Origin of the sequence: Lysinibacillus sp. KU-BSD001 (assembly GCF_042920265.1) — a bacterium.
GTDB lineage: Bacteria > Bacillota > Bacilli > Bacillales_A > Planococcaceae > Lysinibacillus_B.
On sequence record NZ_JBDQZI010000006.1, the window covers coordinates 138,250 to 158,732 of the forward strand.

23 protein-coding genes are annotated in these 20,483 nt (G+C 38.6%); 9 read left to right on the forward strand and 14 right to left on the reverse strand.

The annotated features are described in order from the left end of the window. Positions 1-419 precede the first annotated feature (419 nt). Positions 420-1,412, reverse strand: a complete 993-nt coding sequence (locus tag AAGS61_RS11055; protein WP_391371465.1) for a lipoate--protein ligase — start codon at positions 1,410-1,412, stop codon at positions 420-422. Positions 1,413-1,553: 141 nt separating this feature from the next. Here AAGS61_RS11055 and yhfH point away from each other — a divergent pair, with 141 nt between their 5' ends. Then, on the forward strand, positions 1,554-1,679 hold the full coding sequence (yhfH, locus tag AAGS61_RS11060) for a protein YhfH (protein ID WP_081978034.1): 126 nt from the start codon (positions 1,554-1,556) through the stop codon (positions 1,677-1,679). A gap of 192 nt (positions 1,680-1,871) precedes the next feature. On the opposite strand, the gene AAGS61_RS11065 is transcribed toward yhfH, so the two are convergent. From AAGS61_RS11065 to hemE, 7 genes are all read right to left on the reverse strand, one after another. Then, positions 1,872-2,393 carry a FixH family protein gene (locus tag AAGS61_RS11065; protein WP_391371469.1) on the reverse strand — a complete coding sequence of 174 codons (522 nt, stop codon included), beginning with the start codon at positions 2,391-2,393 and terminating at the stop codon, positions 1,872-1,874. A gap of 3 nt (positions 2,394-2,396) precedes the next feature. After that, positions 2,397-3,782 carry a sensor histidine kinase gene (locus AAGS61_RS11070; protein ID WP_391371472.1) on the reverse strand — a complete coding sequence of 462 codons (1,386 nt, stop codon included), beginning with the start codon at positions 3,780-3,782 and terminating at the stop codon, positions 2,397-2,399. After that, complete coding sequence (locus AAGS61_RS11075) at positions 3,779-4,471, reverse strand: response regulator transcription factor (protein WP_391371475.1); 693 nt, start codon at positions 4,469-4,471, stop codon at positions 3,779-3,781. Before AAGS61_RS11075 ends, AAGS61_RS11070 begins: the two co-directional genes overlap by 4 nt. After that, the gene (locus tag AAGS61_RS11080; RefSeq protein ID WP_391371478.1) at positions 4,468-5,424 is read right to left on the reverse strand and encodes a YncE family protein; all 957 of its coding nucleotides are present in this window, start codon (positions 5,422-5,424) and stop codon (positions 4,468-4,470) included. Before AAGS61_RS11080 ends, AAGS61_RS11075 begins: the two co-directional genes overlap by 4 nt. A gap of 864 nt (positions 5,425-6,288) precedes the next feature. Then, complete coding sequence (gene hemY, locus AAGS61_RS11085; protein WP_391371656.1) at positions 6,289-7,725, reverse strand: protoporphyrinogen oxidase; 1,437 nt, start codon at positions 7,723-7,725, stop codon at positions 6,289-6,291. Positions 7,726-7,739: 14 nt separating this feature from the next. Beyond that, entirely contained in the window at positions 7,740-8,672 is a 933-nt protein-coding gene (hemH, locus tag AAGS61_RS11090; protein ID WP_391371481.1) for a ferrochelatase, read from the reverse strand. Positions 8,673-8,823: 151 nt separating this feature from the next. After that, a complete protein-coding gene (gene hemE, locus AAGS61_RS11095; protein ID WP_391371484.1) occupies positions 8,824-9,873 on the reverse strand; it encodes a uroporphyrinogen decarboxylase in 1,050 nt (349 codons plus the stop codon). A 205-nt stretch (positions 9,874-10,078) separates the two neighbouring features. On the opposite strand from hemE, the gene AAGS61_RS11100 reads away from it, so the two are divergent. Then, the gene (locus AAGS61_RS11100) at positions 10,079-10,588 is read left to right on the forward strand and encodes an antibiotic biosynthesis monooxygenase family protein (RefSeq protein WP_391371487.1); all 510 of its coding nucleotides are present in this window, start codon (positions 10,079-10,081) and stop codon (positions 10,586-10,588) included. A 63-nt stretch (positions 10,589-10,651) separates the two neighbouring features. Here AAGS61_RS11100 and AAGS61_RS11105 read toward each other — a convergent pair whose 3' ends face one another. Next, positions 10,652-11,854 carry an ABC transporter permease gene (locus tag AAGS61_RS11105; RefSeq protein WP_391371490.1) on the reverse strand — a complete coding sequence of 401 codons (1,203 nt, stop codon included), beginning with the start codon at positions 11,852-11,854 and terminating at the stop codon, positions 10,652-10,654. Continuing rightward, positions 11,847-12,587 (reverse strand): ABC transporter ATP-binding protein, encoded by a 741-nt coding sequence (locus AAGS61_RS11110; RefSeq protein WP_391371492.1) that lies wholly within the window; start codon positions 12,585-12,587, stop codon positions 11,847-11,849. Before AAGS61_RS11110 ends, AAGS61_RS11105 begins: the two co-directional genes overlap by 8 nt. A 659-nt stretch (positions 12,588-13,246) precedes the next feature. Between AAGS61_RS11110 and AAGS61_RS11115 the strand changes: the two genes are divergently transcribed. The 6 genes from AAGS61_RS11115 (at position 13,247) to AAGS61_RS11140 (ending at position 16,707) form a co-directional block, all read left to right on the forward strand. Next, positions 13,247-13,660: an HIT family protein gene (locus tag AAGS61_RS11115; protein WP_391371494.1), complete on the forward strand. Its 414-nt coding sequence runs from the start codon at positions 13,247-13,249 to the stop codon at positions 13,658-13,660. Positions 13,661-13,893: 233 nt separating this feature from the next. Further along, positions 13,894-14,427, forward strand: a complete 534-nt coding sequence (locus AAGS61_RS11120; protein ID WP_391371497.1) for a tryptophan transporter — start codon at positions 13,894-13,896, stop codon at positions 14,425-14,427. A gap of 304 nt (positions 14,428-14,731) precedes the next feature. Beyond that, complete coding sequence (locus AAGS61_RS11125) at positions 14,732-15,094, forward strand: YtxH domain-containing protein (RefSeq protein ID WP_391371499.1); 363 nt, start codon at positions 14,732-14,734, stop codon at positions 15,092-15,094. A gap of 190 nt (positions 15,095-15,284) precedes the next feature. Then, entirely contained in the window at positions 15,285-15,845 is a 561-nt protein-coding gene (locus tag AAGS61_RS11130) for an HTH-type transcriptional regulator Hpr (protein ID WP_391371659.1), read from the forward strand. 221 nt (positions 15,846-16,066) lie between these two features. Beyond that, positions 16,067-16,474 carry a DUF3267 domain-containing protein gene (locus AAGS61_RS11135; protein WP_391371662.1) on the forward strand — a complete coding sequence of 136 codons (408 nt, stop codon included), beginning with the start codon at positions 16,067-16,069 and terminating at the stop codon, positions 16,472-16,474. A gap of 47 nt (positions 16,475-16,521) precedes the next feature. Further along, complete coding sequence (locus AAGS61_RS11140) at positions 16,522-16,707, forward strand: hypothetical protein (protein WP_391371501.1); 186 nt, start codon at positions 16,522-16,524, stop codon at positions 16,705-16,707. A gap of 39 nt (positions 16,708-16,746) precedes the next feature. Here AAGS61_RS11140 and AAGS61_RS11145 read toward each other — a convergent pair whose 3' ends face one another. Then, positions 16,747-16,854: a YjcZ family sporulation protein gene (locus AAGS61_RS11145; RefSeq protein ID WP_391371504.1), complete on the reverse strand. Its 108-nt coding sequence runs from the start codon at positions 16,852-16,854 to the stop codon at positions 16,747-16,749. Positions 16,855-17,000: 146 nt separating this feature from the next. Here AAGS61_RS11145 and AAGS61_RS11150 point away from each other — a divergent pair, with 146 nt between their 5' ends. Beyond that, the gene (locus AAGS61_RS11150) at positions 17,001-17,843 is read left to right on the forward strand and encodes a peptidylprolyl isomerase (RefSeq protein WP_391371506.1); all 843 of its coding nucleotides are present in this window, start codon (positions 17,001-17,003) and stop codon (positions 17,841-17,843) included. A gap of 167 nt (positions 17,844-18,010) precedes the next feature. On the opposite strand, the gene AAGS61_RS11155 is transcribed toward AAGS61_RS11150, so the two are convergent. The 3 genes from AAGS61_RS11155 to AAGS61_RS11165 form a co-directional block, all read right to left on the reverse strand. Next, positions 18,011-18,349, reverse strand: coding sequence for a zinc ribbon domain-containing protein YjdM (locus tag AAGS61_RS11155; protein WP_391371509.1), 339 nt, complete (start codon positions 18,347-18,349; stop codon positions 18,011-18,013). A 692-nt stretch (positions 18,350-19,041) separates the two neighbouring features. Next, positions 19,042-19,617 (reverse strand): TetR/AcrR family transcriptional regulator, encoded by a 576-nt coding sequence (locus tag AAGS61_RS11160; protein ID WP_391371512.1) that lies wholly within the window; start codon positions 19,615-19,617, stop codon positions 19,042-19,044. A gap of 81 nt (positions 19,618-19,698) precedes the next feature. After that, positions 19,699-20,463, reverse strand: a complete 765-nt coding sequence (locus AAGS61_RS11165; RefSeq protein WP_391371515.1) for a formate/nitrite transporter family protein — start codon at positions 20,461-20,463, stop codon at positions 19,699-19,701. Positions 20,464-20,483: the final 20 nt, after the last annotated feature.

Here is a 20,483-nt window from a genome sequence, read left to right on the forward strand (position 1 = left end):
ATATAGTAATTCCCTATTTTCCAACTCATCATAAGCTTGTTGATTTACCTTTTATCGTTAATGCAATATTGTGAAACGTTGATTTCCGCTCCATTCGGCTCGCTTTCCACGGGCATGGCCTCAGCCTCCTCGTCGCTCGTACCTCGCTCCTGCGGGGTCTTCAGCTCATGCTGTTCCCGTAGGAGTCTCGCCGATTCCGCTTCAATCAACGGGCAAGTCATTTTGAATCATGTTTTTCTAAAAAACATACTTCTATAAAGGAAATATTTTTATAATCAAAACACCTGACCTTGCGAGCTCCTTTTTATTTTACAATAAAAAAGAGACGTACTCAAAAACTCTGAAAGTACGTCCTCGACCGTTACAAGCTGTATCTTCATTTAGTCGGTGTTTTGACAACCGCTGAATAAAGTTAAAACTTAATAAATTAACTGTAAAAACTCTTCTTTTGTAATGCCACCAAAGTACTTTGGAATATCGATATCCCCCAGCTTTTCAGCAATCGCATTCCGATCATAACGCGTACCGACTAATAATGCCTCGACTTCCGCTACATCACCAACACCAAAGAAGTCACCAAAGATCGTTACTTCTTCAACGGTACCGCGATTTACTTCTAGGCGAATATCAATGCTACCAGATGGGAAACGATGTTGCTTTTGAATATTGAAGCGTGGTGATTTGCCGTAATTCCAATCCCATTGTTGATAACGCTCTTTTGATAGCTGATAAATGTTCGCCCAGTCTTGCTCTGTTAACTCGTAATATTGAATGTTTTCTTCGCCACCAAAAATCGATTTTAATATTTCCATGCGGAATTGTTCTACCGTCATCGGCTCTGTTAAAAACTCTGAAATATTGGCTACACGTGAACGAACGGATTTAATGCCTTTTGATTCAATCTTGTCCTTTTTCACTTTCAAAGCTGATACAACTGCATCAATTTCTGTATCAAACAGTAATGTACCATGTGAAAACATACGGCCTTTTGTCGCGAATTGAGCATTCCCAGATACTTTACGCCCTTCCGCCAAAATATCATTACGACCTGATAACTCTGCATTCACCCCCATCTTCGCTAAAGCATCTACTACAGGTTGCGTGAATTTTTTGTAGTTGTGGAAGCTATTCCCGTCATCTTTTGTTAAGAAGCTAAAGTTTAAGTTGCCTAAGTCATGGTATACAGCACCACCACCAGATAGACGACGTACGACAATTACACCGTTCTCTTCTACATAATCTGTATTGATTTCTTCAATCGTATTTTGATTTTTACCAATAATGATGGATGGCTGATTTATGTAAAAAAGTAGGAAATCATCTTTTTCGATATCCATATTTTTCAACACATATTCTTCGATCGCTAAGTTCACCCGTGGATCTGTAATTCCCTTATTATCGATGAAATACATTCACTTCACTCCTTCACAAAATGTACATAATTATTTTACCCTAAAATGCACATTTTGTGTTGACGAAACATAAACTGTTATAGTACAATTTGAAATAACAAGACAGTAATATAACAGTTTGATTAAAGGGGGCTATCCACAATGTTAGAAAACGTAGTTGAGTTTTTCAAAAACTTACCAGATAAAGTATGTGTTCAATGCGGTGACAAAATCGAAGAACAAAGCGAGTGCTACAGCAACAATTGTGAGAAATGCAACACTCTTTAATTCACAACTTATTGCTACTTGACGCTTCATCCTTATGATTTAGTAACACTATATCGCTTACACAATTCAATCCTCGAGTGCGCTCAATGCTCGGGGGTTTTTTCTTTTTTACTTAAAAAAGTGTATTAGTACAGCTCTGTACTAATACACTTTTCTTTATCATTTCAACTACTTTGGCATAACAATATCCCATTAATGATTATGTTCTTCCTCAGATTCTTCGCCATGTTCAGCATGACCCTCTTGCTCGGTAGATTCTCCGTGCTCCATATGTTCCATCGAATTTGAACTGTTATCTTCTAACACTTGACTCATATCTGGATTCCCAACAACCATTTCGTGTTTCGGCATCACGTGCATACCACGTGCTGTTGTATGAGCGTACATATAATAGACACCATCATGGTCAAATGTATATTCTGCTACGTACACACCGTCTTTTGTTAATTCGCCTTCAAGCATTGTTCCTTCGTCTTTATGACCTGATTCCCATACTTCAAACTCTACACTGTCGGCATTATCTACTACTTCGCCCCCTTGTGTCACCTTCACTTCAAGAGTTACCGCTTCATTTGGTTGTAATTCCGTCGGTGTTAATACGTCTACAATCACTTCAACTGGCATTTCACCGCTATCTATTGTATCTACTTTTTCTTGCCCACACCCAGCTGCTAATACAGCTGTTGCTGCTAACGTTAAAAATAATTTCTTCATTCCTTATTCCTCCATTAACGGTATTTGGACTGTGACCACCGTTCCTTCTCCAACTTTACTTTCGATGTGTAATGTCCCTTGATGTTGTTTTACAAGTTTATCAACAATGGATAGGCCTAGTCCACTGCCCCCATCCGCTCTACTACGTGCTTTATTAACACGGTAAAAACGCTCTGTAATTTTCGGTAAATCCTCTTGCGGTATACCGATTCCTTTATCGATCACCTTCATAACGGCCATCTTTTCATGGGCCCTCGCTTCCACTCGTACTGTCTTCTTTTCATCAGAATAGCGAATAGCATTTTCTAATAAGTTAATTAAAATTTGTTTGAGCTTTTCTTCATCTGCTTCTACAATTAATTCTTCATCTGCTTCTAGCATAATGTCAATTTGCTTTTCTTTCGCCTTTACGTGAATAATTTGAATGGCATCCCGTAATGTTTCAGCCAATACAATCGGGTACATTTCAACTGCCTGCTCCTCCTCGACATGAACTAATTGCATCAGTTCATTCGTTAAGCGTTCCATTCGATTTGCTTCCCGAGCGATAAGGCGAATGGCCTCTTCTTTTTGTTCCCCTTCAATAAATCCATTTTGAATGGATTCACTGTACCCTTTTACATAACTAATCGGTGTACGAAGCTCATGTGAAACGGTAGCTAAAAACGTCTTTTTCTCTTCATCTTCCTGCTGAATGGCCTGTGCCATATCGTTAAACGCCTTTGATAACTGGCCAATTTCATCTTTAGACGTTACGGAAACTCGGGCTGTATAATCACCTGTTGACATTTGCTGCACTGCTTGCTGTAACTCATGCAGAGGGCGCATAATATGACGCAGTGCCTTAAAAACAAAATACCCAATGACAACAGCAAAGACGACAACACAAGCAATTAAAAAGAATACTTCCTCTTTGGCTAACTCACTAATTTTCGCTAACGGATAGTATAAATATAAAATACCTTCTAATCGATTTTCATCTGTAAATGGAAAAATAACAGAAATAATTTGGCGTTCAAATCGTTCTTCGTAACCAATTTTTATAATCGCTTGTCCTGCTAGCAGTTGCTGACGCTCATCTGGCCCGATGAGTGTTTCGTAATCGATATCAAAGGGGACACAGGCACTTAGTTCACGTGGATTACGTACAGCAAAGACGCTAAAATTCCCATAGCTATTATGCTCCTCAATTTCAGCAATTAGCTCATCTGTTACTTGACCACCTTTATATTTGGTCACTAGCCGTTCGCCATATTCAATCATAGAAGCCTCTGTATCTTCTACGTAGAGCTGTTCATATAAAAAATCGGTTAACAAATACATAAACGCGATGGTGATGACTAAAAAAACAACAATCAATACCCATATTTTTCGTGCAAATGTGATCATTTACGTTTTTCAAAGCGATAACCGATACCCCAAACCGTTTGGATGTATTCGCTTGCTTCCTTCGATTGTTTACCCAGTTTTAAACGTAACGTTTTAATATGTGTGTCCACCGTCCGTGTTCCCCCACCGTAATCGATATCCCAAATTCGTTCAAGCAGTTGTTCTCTTGAATACACATTATCAGGATTTTGCATAAACAAATACAATAACTCGTACTCCTTGAGTGTTAAAGGGACATGCACATCATTTACCATAACTTTACGCGATATTTCATCTAACTTAATACAGCCACGTGTTACTATTTTCTGCTCCACCTCATACATTAATCGCCCTGTACGACGCAGGACAGCATGAAGACGGGCTACTAATTCACTTGCTGTAAACGGCTTAATAATGTAGTCATCACCGCCAATTGTTAATCCTTTTACTTTATCTTCATTGGCATCACGTGCCGTTAAAAAAATAATGGGTACGTCTGAAGTAAAGCGAATCTTTGTACATACTTGGAAGCCATCTTCTTCCGGCATCATCACGTCTAACAATACAATATCGACTTCTTCTCTTGTTAAAATTTCATAAGCATCTGCCCCGTTAGCTGCGGTTAATGTACGGAAATTTGATTTTAATAGCATTACTTCGATTAAATTACGCATATCTAGTTCATCGTCTACAATAAGTATAGTCGTCACGTTGTACCCTCCCTTACTAACAATTGAAATGGCCCCTTGTTCGTTTGTACTTTTTGAATAACTTGTTCGTCTTCTAAAAAATAAATGGTTTGATCGTCATAACCTGCTACGACAATAAAATCCATAAAATGTTGCACAGCAAAGGGATTGGCCCCCACTTTTTGTTGCCATAAAATTTCACCGTCTATATCAGCTACATATAACATGCTCTCGCCGTGACTAATAACAGCGACTTCATCCCCTTTTTTAGCAATTCCAACCGGCATGAGCGGCATACTAATGGGCGTCTGTTTTTCTCCTGTCGTTAAATCATAGACATCAATCGTTTCATTTGGTTTACTGCCTTCACCGTGTCCGCCAATCCAAAGCTTGTTTTGTTGTTCGAGAACAGCAATGCCGTGCGAGGATTTAGCAATTTCCCATTCATCTACAACAGTAAACGCTTCAATATCCAACACGGATAAAACAGTATCCTTGTAATTGACTACATATAAATAGCCGTTACTAGCCACCATCGACATCGGATAGTTATATAATTTTTGTTCATGTAATTTTTTCCCCTGCGAGTCATAACTTATAACCGCATTTGTTTTACTGTTTGTCATAAAAAATTGCTCTGACTGGTTGTCATAATAAGCATTAGTTGTGCCCATTCCACATTCGATTGTCGCCACTTGTTTACCTGTTGAAATTTCATACAAATGGGCTTCCGTTAGTTCATGCCCATACATGAGCACTCGGTCATGTTGAATGAGCACGCCTCCGGTATAAGCAGATTCAAATTCCCACGTTGTAATCGGATCTCCTTTTTGATCAAAAAACGTTAATGAGGGTTGCAAAATATTGACCGATGCAACGAAAGGCTGATGCGGGTTAATCGGTGTAAATCGCTGCTCACTACACCCAGTTAACAGCAATAGGCACATTAATAAGGCAATCATTGACTTATTCATATTCATTCACTCCCATTCAATCGTACTTTACAAATGTGAAATATCAATGAAGTATGTACGGTAAAATTGTGAACTTCAATAATCTAAACTTTATCCTAATAAATATCCATAATGAGTAAAAAAAAAACACCCTAAAAATACTAATTAAATAGTAAGAGATATAGTGGTATCGTGGCCTCCGCGCTTCGCCACAGCCTACACAGGAGCTAAAACAGGCGCGGCCTGTTTGGATCTCCTGTTACGGCTCCTGTGGCTATGGCACGCTACGGCAAAAGTGAATACTTCTCAATATACTAGAAAAACATTTCTCTTCTTTAATAGAAATCATTTTCTTTCTATTTACACATATCGTGGCCTAGCCCCCCTGTAATCTATGAGGATATTTATTGTTTTTAGCAACCCATTTTTATTGAACAATAGTTGCTTGTAGCGGAGGCATGAGAGTGTAGTTGACGGCATGCGCCTTTCGCTACAGAGCAAAGCTTCCTACGGGAAAGCGAGTGTTGCAGTGGAAAGCCACAGTTACAAAAATGGTAATATATATTTACAGATGTGTTGATTATCAAAACATCCCCAGTACAGAAGCATGTTTTTTAGCAAAACGTAATCAAAAATGACTTGCCAGTTGATTGAAGCGGAATCGACGAGACTCCTACGGGAATAGCATGAGCTGAAGACCCCGCAGGAGCGAGATACGAGCGACGAGGAGGCTGAGGCCATGCCCGTGGAAAGCGAGCCGAATGGAGCGGAAATCAACATTTCACAAGATTAAATTAACAATAAAAGGTAAATCAACAAGTTTGATATATTTATAAACTTACTCGTCATAAGGAGATAAAAAAACTGCACAATAGATACGTGTATCTACTGTACAGTTTGTCGTTCAAATAGTGTATTGAGCATTTCTTGTGCGGTTTGTCGACCTTGTTCGATACAATCAGGCACACTAATGCCTTCATAGGAACTCCCCACCAATTTCACTTGTGGAAACTGATTATACAATTCAGCTTTTAATTGCTTGAGACGCTCATCATGCCCCACTGTATATTGAGGCATTGCCTGCTTCCAGCGTGTCACCATTGTAAATAGTGGCGTTCCTTGTAGATCGATTGCTTTCCGTAAATCAGCTAACACAATCCGTTCAATTTCACTATCTGACAACTCGACAATCGTTTCGTCACCGACACGCCCAATATAAACACGCAACAAATCGTAGCCTTCTGGTGCAACATTATCCCACTTTCGGTTACTCCACGTACAAGACGTAATGGCTAAATCACTATTGCGTGATACGAAAAAGTTTAACGCTTTTTTATATTTGTTCAGTTCTTCTTGCTTAAATGCCATCGTCACTGTAGCAATCGTCGCATAATTCATATTCGGTAAATGTTGCATTACATTATGCTTCTTAAATACGGATTTAGCTATATTAAATGGTGTCGTCATAATGACAGCATCCGCCTGTATCGGCGAAATATTATTGAGCTCAATTTTCAACTGCCCATCTTGAATAGAATCAATCGCCTCTACTTTGACACCTTTTAAAATGGTACTAGTAGGTGCTAGCTTTTCCTCTAACTTTTCGATTAACGTTTCCAGCCCTCGTTCAAATGTGCCATAGTGGTTATATTGCTCCTCAAAATGCTTGATAGCCAAATGACTTACTTTTTGCTTTTTCAATCCAAGCAATAAACTCCGATGTTCTTTCTCTAATTGATAAAATTGCGGGAACATGGATTGAATGCTCAAATGATCAATATCACCAGCAAACGTTCCCGCCAATAGCGGCTCTACTAAATTTTCTACAACTTCTTTCCCAAAGCGTCGTCTAAAGAAATGACCAATGGGCTCATCTGTCTCTTGAGAAGGTTTCGGAATAAATAAATCACCTGCTGCACGAATTTTACCACTTACAGAAATTAAACCGGTCGTAATGAGTGAGGAGACGTTTGGCGATCCATCAAACAATAAACTGCTCGGTATCGGGTACAAATCTTTGCCCACAGCGACATATGTTTGCCCGTTCTTATTATGCACAAGCTGATCAGCAATCCCCAGTTCCCGTGCTAATTGATGAACACTACCTTGCTCATCGATAAATGACTCTGGCCCGCGCTCTACTATGAACCCATCCTTGCGTATCGTTTGAATCTTTCCACCAAGGCGAAGAGAAGATTCGACAATAACGACATCAAGCGGATATTGATTTTCTTTTGCGATTTGTTGTAAATAAAACGCTGCTGTTAACCCTGTTATCCCGCCGCCTATGACGACTATCTTCCTTCTCCTCGTCACCCTCATCATCACTTTCTATCTTATTTCGCTAATTTATCGTGAATTGCATCTACCATAGCATTGATGAATAGTGGGTTCGTATTTGGCATTGTTGGACGGTAATAACTTGCGCCAATTTCATCACATACCACTTTACATTCAATATCGTTATCGTACAGTACTTCTAAATGCTCTGTTACGAAACCTACTGGTGTATAAATAAATGCTTTATAACCTTTTTGTTCGAATAGTTCTTTTGTTAAATCTTGTACGTCTGGCCCTAACCAAGGCTCTGGTGTTTGACCAGCCGATTGCCAACCTACTTCTACATTTTCAATATCAGAAGCCTCTTCAATTAGACGCGCCGTTTCAATTAATTGCTCTTCGTATGGGTCACCAGCTAATTTAATTTTCTCTGGTAATGAGTGGTTCGATACGATTAAGCAACAGTTTGCACGTTCTTCTTCCGACATTTTCGCTAATTCACCGTTCACGGCATTTTTCCAGAACTCAATGAATTTTGGTTGTTTGTACCAAGATTCAACAGACGTTAATGTTAAATCGGCACCCAGTTTTTCGATGTGTGCCTGTGCACGGCCGTTATACGATTTAATCGAGAATGTAGAGAAGTGTGGTGCTAACACAATCGATACAGCCTCTTTAATGCCTTCATTCACCATTGCTTCGATTGCATCTTCTACGAATGGTTCAATATGTTTTAAACCGATAAATACTTTGTACTCTACTTCATCCTGTACTTCATTTAAACGTGCACCAAGTGCTTCTGCTTGCGCAACTGTCATTTTAGCAAGCGGTGAAATCCCACCAATCGCACGGTAACGTTCTGTTAAGTCATCGATATGCTCTTGAGATGGCTTACGACCACGACGAATATGTGTATAATAACGCTCGATATCTTCTTCTTTGTATGGCGTTCCGTATGCCATTACTAATAAACCGCGTACTGGTTTCATGAAAGAATCACCTCTGGAATTTTATAAATGTCTTATGTAATCGCACAGTTACACAAGCCCGCCGCATTCGGAAGACATGGTAGCCTAGACTTATGTTAATGTCCTGCGAAAACTTAATCACTAGTATTATTACCTAGTACTTAAATTTACCTTATTTCTTTGCCTTCGCTTCACGACTGTATTCATGAATGAATGTTGTTAAACGTTTCAATACAGCTGGATCCACCTCTGGGAAAACGCCGTGTCCTAGGTTAAAGATGTGACCACCCTCGTGCGCAATACCTTGGTCAATAATATCTTTTGCACGTGCTTCTATGACGTTCCAATCTGCTAATAATAACGTTGGATCTAAGTTCCCCTGCACTGCCTTCGTTACACCGCGTGCCTCTGCCTCGCGGATTGGTAAACGCCAATCAAGACCTACTACATCAATCGGTAGCTCATGCCATTCATTCACTAAATGAGAAGCACCTACACCAAATTGAATTAATGGCACATTTAATTGTCGTAGCTCGCCAAAAATACGTGTCATGACCGGTTTAATAAATACACGGTAATCTTCTACATTCAATGCACCAACCCAAGAATCAAAAATCTGAATCGCTTTTGCCCCAGCTGCTACTTGCGCTGTAATATCTGCAATAATCATGTCCCCAAGCTTGTCCATTAATGCAAACCAAGCTTGCGGTTGTGAAACCATAAATGATTTTGTTTTTGCATAGTTACGAGAAGGTCCGCCTTCGATCATATACGACGCTAATGTAAATGGTGCACCACCAAAACCGATTAACGGTACGTTTAACTGCTCTTCCGTTAATATTTTAATCGTCTCTAATACATATGGTGTATGCTCTTTTGCATTGAATTCTCCCAATTTTTCAACATCTGCTGCTGAACGAATGGGATTAGAAATAACAGGACCTACGCCTGCTTTAATCTTCACATCGATACCCATACCTGGTAACGGCGTCACGATGTCTTTATAAAGAATTGCTGCATCTACATCATATTGCTCAACTGGAAGACGTGTTACATATGCACATAGTTCTGGTTGCATTGTAATTTCTTCTAGTGAATATTTTTCTTTAATTTCACGATATTCGGGTTGTGAACGACCTGCCTGACGCATGTACCATACAGGCGTATAGTCTGTTTTCTCGCCACGTGCTGCACGTAACAATGTATCGTTAATTGTTCTCATGAAACGAATACCTTCCCCTCAAATAGTTATTATTTTTTATCTGTAACACTCTTAATATCCGTTATCAATATAAACTGTTCCTTAGCTATTGTATAGTTTTATGCCCTAAATGTCATAAAATTGTTCTTTAATCGATGCTCGACTTTGACAAATACGTTTCAATCGCTTTTTAATGGAAATAACTATTGATTAAAGGGGGATGAACATGAATTTTTATTTAACATCGGGGACGCCGGAGTTTATGGAACGTTTACTCACAAAATATGCAAAGGAAAAGATGATTTTATTACACGGACAAGGCAACTCTGTCGTCATGCACGAATCCGAAAAAAAATCCGTTTTCGCAACACCACGCCGTTTTGAAGTAATCGACGGAGCAGGTCACTTTGAGCAACGCGGCTTTGTCGCCATGCAAAATGTACCTGTCATGGAGGAATCGCGCCCACTTTTTGAAGAACGCATCATCAAGGCCATCGCTCACCTAAAACAAGATACATCGTGCATCGCCTACCGCGTATTACGTCCTATCAAAGCAGAAACCTATGTTGTTGTCACACAATGGGCAGGGCCTGCGTCATTTGAAGTATGGACAAAATCCAACGTCTTTCATGCGGAACTAGCACAGCTACTCGATTCATCCAGCTCGCCCACCCAAACTTTCTTTACTTCTAAAACGTATACGACAACCTTTACTGCACCGCAACTTGAACAATAAGGGGCTATCCAATTATGGATAGCCCTCAGACAATCACTTTCATCCCGTAGCAAAGAGCGCGTCTTAAAGGGCATTTTCAGACGCGCCCTTCGTTAATCGTAACGTTAATTCACTTACCACGAGAATAATAAGTGGGATAAAGAGAAATAGTGGCTGCGTCATGCCACAAATCGTTACAATGATTGCTTGAATAACCATAAAGAAGCGTAGTAATGTTTCAACCGCATAGCCACGTTGCTTGAACGGTACAGGATATAACATATCCATTCGAAACTCCCCTGATGATAACAGGGCATATTTTAATTGAAGTGTTGTGGCAAACGATAAAGCCCCTACTACAATCCAAGTCACAACAGGAATATCGACAAATACTACGATGACCGCTGAAATAACAGTTAAACGTAACCATAAATAAAAATAATCATCCGTTCGAACGAATGTACGGAATACTAAATAATGTTGTGTTTTTTCCTTCTTAAATGGAATCCATGCGTACACAAAATCCAGCCATGCTCGGCGGCGAATCGAGCCTCGTAAATGTGGTACATCCGTAAAGTAATTGGCAAAGCGATAAAAGCGCATCATGCGATTTTGTTCTAACTTTACAAAGTGTTCATAAGGTACAGGTTCATCGGCTACACGTTTTATTAAAAATACATGATAGGTAGTGACGATAACCAAAAGAATGACACCTAGCACCAATCCACTTGTTAAGATGCTATGAATGATTAAAATCGACATGATCATACGTGCAATGCGGTCAATCCATATCAATTGTCCACGATTACTATAGCGATAATTAAATTCCATTTGCACATTCAAATATTTCAACAGGATAATGACAAAAAGACCTATCCAAATTTGACTTACTGGTAGCGCTGTCACCGTATTTAATAGTGGAATCGCTACAATATAAGTCGCTATAGAAAGCAACAATTGCGATATAAATGTCCAGTTTAGCGCTTTTTTAAAATAAATTGGCATTTTCGTCTCAAGTGGCAATAAATACACTTGATCCGGCTCACGAATAAGAGTTGTCGGGGCACTAAACGCTAAAATGACACCTACAAGAACGGCGACAAGCCATTCAGCTGGAAAATCATTTGGTGCTACTTTTAACCATTCACTATATTGATAACCACCTGCTCCGACGACAAATACAAGGACAATCGCTATATGTCCCGTAAAAACGAAGCGCATATATTTTTGTACTTCACCTATATAATGGAGAAATCGCTTTGACCAAATATTTTGCATGCTATTCACCCGCTTGTTCCTTCGTCATCGCAATGTACAAATCATCGAGTGTTGCATGTGGCATACGAAACGCACGGCGCAGGTCATCCATCGTTCCTTGTGCACGCACACGCCCTTCATGTAGCAAAATAATGCGATCACAATACCTTTCTGCTGTCGATAAAATATGCGTTGACATTAAAATGGAAGCACCTTCTCGTTTTTTCATATCCATTTGTTCTAACAATGATTGGATGCCCAGTGGATCAAGTCCAACAAATGGTTCGTCGATAATATACAAACTTGGATTCACTAAAAATGCACTCATAATCATTACTTTTTGACGCATTCCTTTAGAGAAATGTGATGGGAACCAATTCAGGCGTTTTTCCATTCGGAACTCTTTTAATAGTTTGTCAGACCGTTCTGCTAATGTTTTTTCATCAATCCCATAAGCCATCGCAGTTAAAGCTAAATGTTCTTTTAATGTTAACTCTTCATATAAAACAGGCGTCTCTGGAATGTATGAAAAGCTAGAACGGTATGTGTCCATATTTTCCTTTAACGTCACGCCATTTAAACGAATTTCGCCTTCACGCGGTAGCAGCGTGCCAATAATATGCTTAATCGTCGTACTTTTGCCAGCACCGTTTAACCCGATTAGCCCAACAAGCTCGCCTTTTTCAATCGTAAATGATAAATCTTTAATGACAGGCTTTCTCGTATAGCCACCTGACACATTAGATACTTGTAAAATCGTCATAATGTCACTCCTATTCTTGTCCTCATAACGAGCAAATCCCCAAACATATATTACCAGCTGAGTAACCGTTGCTTTCCGCTCCATTCGGCTCGCTTTCCACGGGCATGGCTTCAGCCTCCTCGTCGCTCGTACCTCGCTCCTGCGGGGTCTTCAGCTCATGCTATTCCCGTAGGAGTCTCGCCGATTCCGCTTCAATCAACTGGCAAGTCATTTTTGATCACGTTTTTGCTAAAAAAACACGCTGCTATACAGGAAATACTTTAATAATCAACACACCTGGAATATAATAATTGGTTGCTAAAAATAAAGAAAGATTCTCATTCATTACGGTAGAGGCTAGGCAATTATACTTGCAAATAGAAAGAAATTGATTTCTTTTAAAGAAGAAAAATGTTTTTCTAGCATATCGAGAAGTATTTACTGTTGCCATAGCCACAGGAGCCGGAACAGGAGATCCAAACAGGCCGCGCCTGTTTTAGCTCCTGTGTAGGCTGTGGCAAAGCGCGGAGGCTATGATACATGTCTTTTACTATTTAACTGGTATTTTTAGGATGTATTTTTACTCATTTAGAGCTTGTCCTTAGTTTATCAAAAAGTTGGAAAACATTCAGTGTACATATGTTAAAATAGATGAAAATAGATGGAAAGGATGTTTTGAAATGAGCGATTGCCTATTTTGTAAAATTATCAATGGAGACATTCCAAGTTCGAAAGTATACGAGGACGAGCACGTATACGCATTTATGGACATTATGCCTTTAACGAAGGGCCATACGCTACTTATTCCAAAAACACATTGCCAAGACTTGTTTGAAATGCCACAAGACGTGGCCGCTAACCTTTACAAAGCAGCACCAAAAGTAGCCAATGCCATCAAGCAAGCATTCAATCCAGTTGGACTAAATACAGTCAATAATAACGGTGCCGCAGCTGGTCAAACTGTATTCCACTACCATTTACACTTAATCCCTCGTTACGACGAAACAGATGGATTACACTTACAATGGCATACAAAAAAATTCGAAATAAACGAATTAGCAAACTTTGCACAAGCTATTCAAGCAAATCTTTAAGCGAACACTACACGTAGATTACAGGAAAAATAAAGTGGATCTACGTGTTTTCACTACAAATTTTACCGAAGTAGTTAAGTTAAGCCTATTATTTTAGCTATTTTCAGAAAAAATAGCTAGAGTCATTGATTTTTCAGCAATTCAGACGTAAAATTCAGTATAAGTTTTCGCTAATGGCAATGAGTGCACATTAGGAGAACAAAAGATTAGAAAGTTTAGAGGAGACGAGAAAAATGAATACGAAGAACTTAGTTTTAATGGCGCTTTTAGTCGGTGTAGGTGCAGCACTTTATGTTATAACACCTGGATTAGTACAAGGGATGAAGCCTGACTTCATGTTAACGATGATGTTTATTGGCATTTTACTATTCCCCTCTGTAAAAGAAACATTCTTATTATCTATAACGACTGGTGTTTTATCAGGATTGTTTACAACATTCCCTGGTGGCTTTATTCCGAACATAGTTGATAAAGCGATTACGGGCTTTGCATTTTTAATTGTGTTATTAATTATTAAAAAGTTAGCAAGCAGTATGTTTGTATCAGCTATTTTAGTTGGACTAGGAACGGTATTATCAGGAGTAGTTTTCTTATCGGTAGCATTATTTGTTATCGGCTCAGATGTAGGTGCTACATTCGCTGTATTATTTGCTGGGGTTGTATTACCTGCTATCGCATTTAACGTAGTAGCTTTCCTGATTATTTATCCTATCGTAACAAATCTAGTAAAGCGCTCACGATTCAAAACTTCAGTATCTCAAGCTTAAGCTGAAAAAGGAGCTGCGAATTTCGTAGCTTCTTTTTATTTAAAGATAAGAAAATATAAACTTTTTTTAATTGGAAGCGTGTCTAGCTCCAGCGCCCAGCCCCTCGTGACGTTTCGAAAGTCTCTTCGTGTGCAAGCACACTGTGAGCCTATCTCCAACGCATGTCGGGGCTAGAGTGGACGCTTGCGCTTTTCTTATGTTATTTTTTGTTTCATGTTTTAATTAAGAATACGAGTGGGAAATCTACTTGTATGTGTATAAAATCTTCTATCATTATCTATGTTATGTTAAAGGGGTTGGCAAAATGAAGGCAAAAACATTTTTCACAGGATTAGGCGTCGGACTTGTTACAGGTATGGTAGCAACAATTATAACAGCTCCTCAGGCTGGTAAACAATTACGCTCTACTATTATACGTAATGCTACAACATTCAAAGATCAACTGATTGATGTAAAAAATGAAACAAGTAATGTAAAACAATCTATCATTACTTTTACAGAAGAAACGAAAAATAATATGCCTAAAATAATAAATGATTTAAAAGAGACGATTGTAACGTTTAAAAACGAGATCGAACCTGAAACAGAAAAGCTAAAACAAGAAATCGAAAATTTACAGAATTCCATTAACGAAATCGAGAAAAATATTCCTCAACCTAGAAAATAAAGAATAATATACACTACGACACGAATATATCAAAAGTCCTATAAAAAGGGCTCGCTTTTTGTGTTTTTCACTAGTTTTTATCCAAAAACTTGTAATTTTAAATCACATTTCAATTATTTAATTTTTCCAACTTTAAACTTTTTTCTTTTACTGCTATAATATTTTCAAAACGCTATGAAAGAAGAAGGTGATTGCAATGTCTGAAGGATCATACACAATGAAAGAGGCTATGTTATATAGTCAACGCATTGCTCAGCTATCTAAAGCTCTTTGGAAAGCTGTCGAAAAAGACTGGCAAACTTGGATTAAACCTTACGACTTAAACATTAATGAACATCATATTTTATGGATTTCATTCCATTTAAAAGGTGCTTCTATTTCCGATGTTGCAAAGTTTGGTGTAATGCATGTATCAACAGCGTTTAACTTCTCTAAAAAATTAGAAGAACGCGGACTATTAAAGTTTTCAAAACGTGATGATGATAAACGAAACACGTATGTAGAACTAACAGGAGCAGGTAATTCATTAATCCTTCGAATGTATGAGCATTATCATGATACACAACATGCGATTATCGATGGCTCATTGCCACTAAAAGAATTATACGGACGCTTCCCTGAGTTTTTAGATGTTATGGCGGTCATTCGTAATATTTACGGCGAAGACTTCATTGATATTTTTGAGCGTTCATTTGATGACTTTAAAGAAAGTTTAGATCACGCACAGGCGCAAGCTTCCATTACACAATAACCAAGAAAAAGGGTGTATAAGCTACGTACACTCTTTTTAATTTTTATTAATGAGGTACATTTATGAACTGTATTAAAACCATTAACATCGAATATGAATATGGAACAACACGGCTTTTTTTATTGACTAGCTTAACGTTTGTCATCGTTTTTTGCCTATCTTATGCGCTAACAAGCTTTCGATATAGTAGTCCCCATTCAGATGCCTATTTCTTGCGTTTTATGTTCGCCTTCATTCTGCTGTATCCAATGCACAAACTTATTCATTATTTTTCGCTGTTTAATTATCGAAAATCGCTGTCATATGGCTTAAAGATTAAATATACATTTATCCCTATTTTGCATATGCGCATAACAGGAACGATCCCAAAAAATCGTTATCTCTTTACATTAGTTACGCCATTTTTTGTCTTAAATACTTTTTTTATTTTAGGCGCAATCAAATGGCCTCATTTTTCACATTATTTTTGCTTATCATTAGCATTTCATTGTAGTATTTGTTTACTTGATTTATTGTTTGTAAAAGATATATGGCGAGCACCTAAAAATGCTATAATCGAGGAAACACCTAAGGGGTATGAAATCTTAATTCCAACATATACGGACGATAGCTCACACTTGTCTCACTAATAGGTCATTTGATATTCTGAAAGAAGTGATAGAGGGGAGGAATAGAATTGCTACTCTTAATCGTAGTGCTATTCTCGGTATTTTATTTATTCCAAATTAATCGCATGACATACGCACTATGTGTACGTCGCGAAATTCCCGAAGAACGACACCCCAAAATTTTCCGCACGATTAATGTGCTCATTACCATTTTATTAGTATCGTTTTATGTGGAAGTGTTATTTTCAGTATAAAAAGCGAAATCCGTTAGACGGATTTCGCTTTTTTATTGATTAATAAAGAAACGCAGCTCCTACAATAATCAATAAGATAAATAGAACCACGATTAAAGCAAAGCCTGAGCCATAACCGCCACCGTTGCCGTAGCCTCCACCGCTCATATGTTGCCACCTCCCTTACTACCCTTTATGCTATGCTGAGACGAACAGTACGAATAGGCAATCGACAGGTGGAACCGTTTAGTTTTTTTTTCGTTTATGTTATAGTAACTAATGCATTGTAAAAAATAGTTAGGAGAGTTTCGTTTATGAAAAAGACAGTTTTTGCTTTGACGCTAGCCGCTTCAATCGGCTTAGCTGCATGTAGTAATCCTGGTGATGAAGTAGTTGTATCTACAGCATCAGGTGACATTACACAAGATGAATTTTATGCTGAAATCAAAAAATTAGCTGGGGCTCCATTACTTGAACAAGTGGTCGTCAATAAAATTTTAAATGACAAATACAAAGTGACAGATGAAGAGATTCAAGCTGAATATGATGCAATTAAAGAACAGTACGGTGACCAATTCCAAATGGCTTTAGCATCGAGCGGTTTAACAGAAGAAACGTTCAAGCAAAATATACGTTTCCAATTATTACAGGAAAAAGCAACAGAGGACGTAAAGGTAACGGACGAAGACATTCAGGCTTACTATGATCAAGCCAAATATGAATTAAACGCTCGTCATATTTTAGTCGAAACTGAAGAAGAAGCAAAGGCGATTGTCGAAGAATTAAAAAATGGGGCGGACTTCGCTGAAGTGGCAAAAGAAAAGTCGAAAGACGGTTCTGCTGCAGAAGGTGGCAATTTAGGTTGGTTCACAGTTGGGAAAATGGTGCCTGAATTTAACGACGCTGCTTATGCACTGGAGTTAAATACGGTATCTGAACCCGTAAAATCACAGTTCGGTTACCATATTATCGAAGTAACGGACAAGCGTGAAGTAGAAGGCTACGGTACGTTAGAAGAGAAAAAAGAAGAAATTACTGAAGCTTTAAAAGCAACAAAAGCTGACTGGAACACAATCGAAGCGCAGTTAATCGAAGAAGCAAAAATAGAAGTAAAAGATGCTGACTTAAAAGACGCATTCCAATCTAAAGAGCAATAATATAAACAAAAAATGGGGGTGTCCAGAAAGTAAAAACTTTCTGGACACCCCTTTACTTCTTAATAATGATCCATTAAGAAATATTGCTCCTGCGGTGGTCACATCAAAATGCCACCATCCTCGTCGCAAGATGCCGTCTCAAAATGTCTTTTCAGACGGCCCTTTTTTTAGATTTTCTTTACAAACTCAGACTTTAACTTCATCGCACCGAAGCCATCGATTTTGCAGTCAATATTGTGGTCGCCTTCTACTAAACGGATACCTTTTACTTTCGTACCTTGTTTTAGATTCTGCGAGCTACCTTTCACCTTTAAATCTTTGATCACTGTAACGGTGTCGCCATCTTGAAGTAAGTTGCCGTTTGCATCACGTACAACTAAGCCCTCTTCTGTAACTTCTTCTGCTGTCATAGGCCATTCATGAGCACATTCAGGGCATACGTAATTCACGCCATCCTCGTATGTGTATTCAGAATTACATTTTGGACAGTTTGGTAAATTAGCCATACTTTTTGAGTTCCTCCTTGTCGCTTGTCCCCTCTATACTGACATAACTTCAGCATTATCACAAGATAGAAAAAATAGTCCCTCATTTACTATATAAACTTATAACGAGCAAATTCACAAACATATATTACCAGTTAAGTAACCGTTGATTTCCGCTCCATTCGGCTCGCTTTCCACGGGCATGGCTTCAGCCTCCTCGTCGCTCGTACCTCGCTCCTGCGGGGTCTTCAGCTCATGCTATTCCCGTAGGAGTCTCGCCGATTCCGCTTCAATTAACTGGCAAGTCATTTTTGATCACGTTTTTCTAAAAAAATGCTTCTATAAAGGAAATATTTTTTTATCAATACACTTGGTTGAGTACAATGATCAGTTGTTAAAAATAAAGAGAGATTCTCATCCATTTCGGTAGAGGCTGGGCAATTATACATGCAAACGGAAAGAAAATGATTTCTTTTAAAGAAGAGAAGTATTCACTTTTGCCGTAGCGCGCCGTAGCCACAGGAGCCAAGATTTTCTTTGCGACGAAAGCGCAAGCGTCAGGAGCAGGAACAGGAGATCTAAACAGGCCACGCCTGTTTTAGCTCCTGTGTAGGCTGTGGCAAAGCGCGGAGGCTATGATACATGTCTTTTACTATTCAACTGGTATTTTTAGGATGTATTTTTGCTCATTCAGAGTATAAAACAAATTTCCATTAAGCCCCTTTATAAATCCCCGTTTTGACAAGTTTTTTTAATGCCGGTAAAAACACTTCATCTGGGACATTCATATAGTTCGGTAAATCGATACTTTGAAAAACAAACGCAATGATAAGTGCATTCGGGATTGTGTCGTCTACTACGCCTTCTTCTTTTCCTTTGTTGACCATCGCTTGCAGTGGTGCATACATATCCTGATGTAGCCTACTTAAATGCTCCATCTTGTCCACGATTTCTTGTTTTCCTTTTGGTTCAATGACATGTGCCATTGAAAAGATACGATGTAAATCCTTTGAAGCTAAAATAATATCAAGTACTTCATCGAGTTGATGCTCAAAAGCTTGCTCGTGATCGACAGCAGCAAATTGTTGAATCATTTGTTGAATATGCTCCAGCATAAAATCCACGACTAGCTCTTCTTTATTTGTATAATATTTATAAATGGCTGCCCGTGAAACGTTTAACGCTTCTGCCAACAAGCTAATATTATACCCTTCATAACCGACCGTTAATAATAGTCGCTCTGTTTCTCGGAAGATTTCTGTTGTTGAAAATTTTCTTTCTCTAGCCAAAGCATTCACCTCAATAAGCGTTCTCTAAATGCCTTGATTATAACATTATTCATTACAATTATTACAATTGATACAAGACCGTCACTTTCGCACTTGACTGTACCAAAATGCAAAGCCGATGAAAACAGCTCCACCAATCGCATTTCCAATAGATACAGGTATTAAATTATGTATAAGCCCACTAAGCGATACAAGCTCTCCATGTGGAATCATCAACGCCAGAGAAAACAATGTCATATTTGCTACACTGTGCTCAAAGCCTGCTGTAATAAACGGATAAATACAACAGAAAATCAACAAAATTTTCGCTGCCTCATTTTTCACTTTATAACAGCTCCAAACCGCCATACAAACAAGAATATTACATAAAATACCTCGAAACAGAAGTTCAGTAAAAGGAATATTCATCTTAATCCCTGCAATTTTTTCGATATAGGCACCTGTTTCGCCACTTGCTAAACCTGCCATAAAAAAGAGCCATGCGACAACAAACGAACCAATAAAGTTCCCTATCCAGCTAACCACCCATACTTTCCCTAAATCGCCCCAGGTCGTTTGTTTTTCAAGCGCCCCTACTGTCATGACTAAATTATTACCTGTATACAAATCCGCTCCACCAAGCATGACCATACTGAGTGCTACACCAAATGAAATTCCCTGTATGATTTTCATGCTTGGTGCCCCTACTGGATCAAGCAAGCCCCCAATCGTGACTAACAAAATCATCCCGAAACCAACAAATATCCCACCAAGCATTGTCAAAAATAAATACCCTAGTTTATTCTGCTCCCACGTCATCTTTTTCATCTTCGCTGCGGCACTAAGCGCTTCAAATGTTTCTTTCATCTTCTCACTTCCCGCACTTT